The organism is Pirellulales bacterium (assembly GCA_036490175.1).
Classification (GTDB): domain Bacteria; phylum Planctomycetota; class Planctomycetia; order Pirellulales; family JACPPG01; genus JACPPG01.
Genome location: DASXEJ010000114.1, coordinates 1 through 3,514, shown reverse-complemented (window position 1 = coordinate 3,514; position 3,514 = coordinate 1). Strand labels below are relative to the sequence as shown.

Below are 3,514 nucleotides of genomic sequence, written 5' to 3'. Positions count from 1 at the left end.
CGGATGGCGTTGAACATCCTGCAACGTGACACCACCCTCAAAGAGAATATTCGTGGCAAACGACTCCGCGCCGGCTGGGATGAGCAGGTGCTCAACGCCATTTACGCCGGCTTTTCAGCTAATTAACGTGCGATTGCCCTGGCAGCGATGCCGTCGCACTGGGCTGCAGCATTTCCAAATAAGTCCCCACGAGCGAAGCTAATTCGCATTGAGCACCTCGAGAAACTTTGCGGTGGCCCGGTGGATCGCCTTATCGCGATACGGTAGACAAGCGAAGTGGCGTGCATGGGGCAGCCGTGTAGTCAGTCACGGCGAATTCGAGCTCAACTATGCACGGTGCTGCGTGCCAGTGTCGATCACAGAGGAATTCCCAATCCTGCTCAATGCCCGTGGAGTCCAAGCGGTGAGCGTCAAAGTAGGCCTGCGGCGCAAGAACTGTCACTGAGTGGCGCCCGTTCAGATTCATGGACACGTTCTCAAATCCAGTCGGTGTTGCATGACCATGGCGCCATTCAGCGAATCCTTGTTCGAGCCGCTCGAAGTTCTGGTCGATCATCAAGTGAGCTAAATAATCCAGCCCTTCGAGTAGTGCTACAAATGGCGTGTCGCTGCTGTTTGCCACCTTGCACTCGAACACTACTAGAGAACCATCCGGTCTGACACCCAGTAGGTCAGCAGCTCTGCGAGAGTAGTGCCCTTGATTCGGCACTTGGCATGTCACCAGCCAAACTGGCTGGTCTCCCACCGTCAAACAACCAGCCGCCTGCCGGTGAACAAGCGTGTAGAGCCGATAGACCGAGAGGTCTTCGCGATGCTGGTCCGGCCGGTCGGCGTAACCCGATGCGACTGCATCACGATCAATGAACACAGCGGCACCCTCATATGGCGCGCCGTCCTCGCGGATGCGATTGACCTCGTCACGTATAAGCGCTCGCATCAGCTGTGGCCACTGTAGCCGCCTCCCCGTTTGCCGGCGGAGTTCATCTTCGAACCAGATCCTAAAATGCGACCGAGCCATTGTTGAAACCTCTGCGTGAGAGCAGTTGCAAACGGCGCAAAAAAGAGGGCGTCGAAACCAAGGCCGCTCCACAGACCCCGACCAAGGGGCGCAAAGAACAGCACCTGGCCCGACGCCCCTTTCGGGGCGCAGGTCAAGCACTGCTTCTTTGCATCAAGAGCTTTGCGGCTCAGGTTGGTCGTTTCTGTGGAAGCAGAACTCGACGCTAACGCGTCGTACAAGTTGTTTCATTGCCGCGGCTACGCACGGCTTCGAAAGTGTCTCCTGCGGGTGGTTCTAGATCGACGGCAACCGAGCCGTCTCCTAGCGAGAAGTCTAGCCAAGTCCCGGCCGGTTCGCCAATTCTGGGCAAGCTCGGTCGGCAGCGTGCGACCTATTCGGCAAAAAAAGAAAATCTCCGATGAGCGTTTGCCGCCTGGTTGGCAGTGCAGCTCGATCGATAAAACCACGATGCCATCAGATCTGGAGCTGGCGTGGGCAGCGCGCCGCAAAGGAAGTCTGCCACTCCGACGTGGCGTTTCAGCGCTCTGGACCGGGAAAATCTGCTTGCCAAGCCGAAGGAAGCGGACGATAGTTATTGGCAACGGCCGGCGCTCATCCGGACGAGAACGGTTCGCAGATTTCCCCAGCAGAAGCGAAGCAAAGCGATCGGCAAGGCCGTGAAGTCGCATCATGAGCGGGCGCTCGACCTAGGGTGGGCGCCGGCGGCGAGACGGCTGACGCCCGCAGGCAAAGACGCTTGCATGAGCCCCGCACCGGTTGTGACCCACCTCCGGCTCGGCGAAAGATCACCAAAAACGCGCCTCACGGCGTCGAAAGGTGATTTTCGCCATGTCCGACCAAGATTCCCAAGCCGAACGCGTTTGCACCTCAGTCAATGAGTCGTTGCCGGCCGCGGGCATATGGCGGCAGCTTCCGGACGTGCTGACGGTGCGCGAGGTTGCTGCAGCGCTTCGAGTGGCCGATGGGCATATTCGCAATGCCATCCGGCTTGGCCATTTGAAGGCATGGAAACTGCCGGGCGCGGGCCGCGGCGTATACCGCATCGAAAAATCCGCGCTCCAGGAATACATCGCAGCCGCGGAGACCCGCGCCGGAGAACCGACTCGGCGGCAACGTACCCAGGTCGAGCTTGGGGCTCCGTTCAAGCACCTTTTGCCCAGCTGGCTGCCCGCCGCGTCGCCGCGTCCAAGTGCGCGTCCTCGCCGGCGAAGTGGACGTAGTGTTCCGTCATCCGGGTTGTCGAATGCCCCATCAATTCGGCGGTCGTCTTGAGGTCGTTCCCGTGTTTAATCGATTCAGTGCCGAAGCGATGGCGCAAGCCGTAAAGGACGACGTCCTCGGGCAGGTTCGCCGCGCGTCGAGCGCGCCGGATGGCTTGCTGAATCGAGCAGCGCCGCCAGGGTCGCTTGAGGCTGGAGACAAACACGAAATCCGCATGGTCGTTGCGGCGACGGATTTGGTTCAGCAGCTTCACGGCATCAGCGACCAGCCGAATGACCCTGGGCTTGGGCTCTCGAAGCGTCCGGGCTGTCTTGTGCTTGCTGAGGCAGGCGACCGAGGAATGAAGGTCCACCTCGCGCCAGCGCAGCAGGCGAGCTTCGCCCGAGCGACAGCCGGTGAGCGCTACGAATCGAAGCAATTCGCCGATGCGGCTGCGTCGGCCGATCGTCTTCAGCAGGCTCTTGAATTCAACCTCGGTCATAGGCCGTCGCCGGCCGCCACTACGCTGCCGCACTCGATCGAAGGGATTGTGAGGAATCAGTCCCTGCTCGACTGCCCAGTTGAAGGCTCGCTTGACCGTCCGCACGGCGTAGGATTTCGTGGCGTCGCTGTGCCAAGTCGAATGGGCGTCGATCCAGCTCGTCAGATCGTAGGGCTTGCAGTCGCGCACCAATTTTCGGCCGCGATCGTCAACAAACTTTTCCAGGTAAAGCTTGCGTTCATAGTGCGTGCTTTCGGCATCGTGTTTCTGCGAGTAATCGAGAAACGCGTCGACCAGCGATGCGACGGTCGGATTGCCGCCGTCGACCGGCGGGTTGGCCAGACACTCGGCCATCAAGGCGTGAAACTTTTGCTCGGCAACTTGCCGGGTCTCCGCATCTGGCGGACCTTTGGCCAGCAGAATTTGCCGGCCCTGGAATTCGACGTAGAAAGCGCTGCGGTCGCGGCGATACCAGGGCTTGCGCGGGCGTGGCATAAAGCAGACCTCCCGATCCAAACCAAAAAGTGGTCACTACTGGTGGCAACCAGCGGATCGAAAGGTCTGCTGCGTTACTCCCGAGCTCGGCAGCAACCGGGCTCGGGAGAGCTTTCATTTCCTGCCAGGGTTTCCTGCCAGGAAAATCGTAAGTCGAAAGCGGGCGAAGGGATTCGAACCCTCGACATCCAGCTTGGGAAGCTAGCGCTCTACCAACTGAGCTACGCCCGCGCTCTTCCGCCCGTGCGGATTTGCAAAACGATTGGCGAGAGCCAGTTTAGTGCCGCTGGGGGCGT

At 60.0% G+C, this 3,514-nt stretch carries 2 protein-coding genes and 1 tRNA gene; all 3 read right to left on the bottom strand.

The genetic code is table 11. The features are described 5' to 3' along the window. Positions 1 to 250: 250 nt before the first annotated feature. A complete protein-coding gene (locus tag VGG64_08125) occupies positions 251 to 937 on the bottom strand; it encodes a hypothetical protein (GenBank protein ID HEY1599552.1) in 687 nt (228 codons plus the stop codon). A 1,225-nt stretch (positions 938 to 2,162) separates the two neighbouring features. Beyond that, positions 2,163 to 3,218: a tyrosine-type recombinase/integrase gene (locus tag VGG64_08120; GenBank protein ID HEY1599551.1), complete on the bottom strand. Its 1,056-nt coding sequence runs from the start codon at positions 3,216 to 3,218 to the stop codon at positions 2,163 to 2,165. A 158-nt stretch (positions 3,219 to 3,376) separates the two neighbouring features. Continuing rightward, positions 3,377 to 3,449, bottom strand: a tRNA-Gly gene (locus VGG64_08115). Between the last annotated feature and the right edge of the window lie 65 nt (positions 3,450 to 3,514).

Excerpts from the sequence above, each read along its gene's own strand:
- VGG64_08125 (HEY1599552.1), bottom strand. The coding sequence starts at position 937 with ATGCGAGCGCTTATACGTGACGAGGTCAATCGCATCCGCGAGGACGGC.
- VGG64_08120 (HEY1599551.1), bottom strand. The coding sequence starts at position 3,218 with ATGCCACGCCCGCGCAAGCCCTGGTATCGCCGCGACCGCAGCGCTTTC.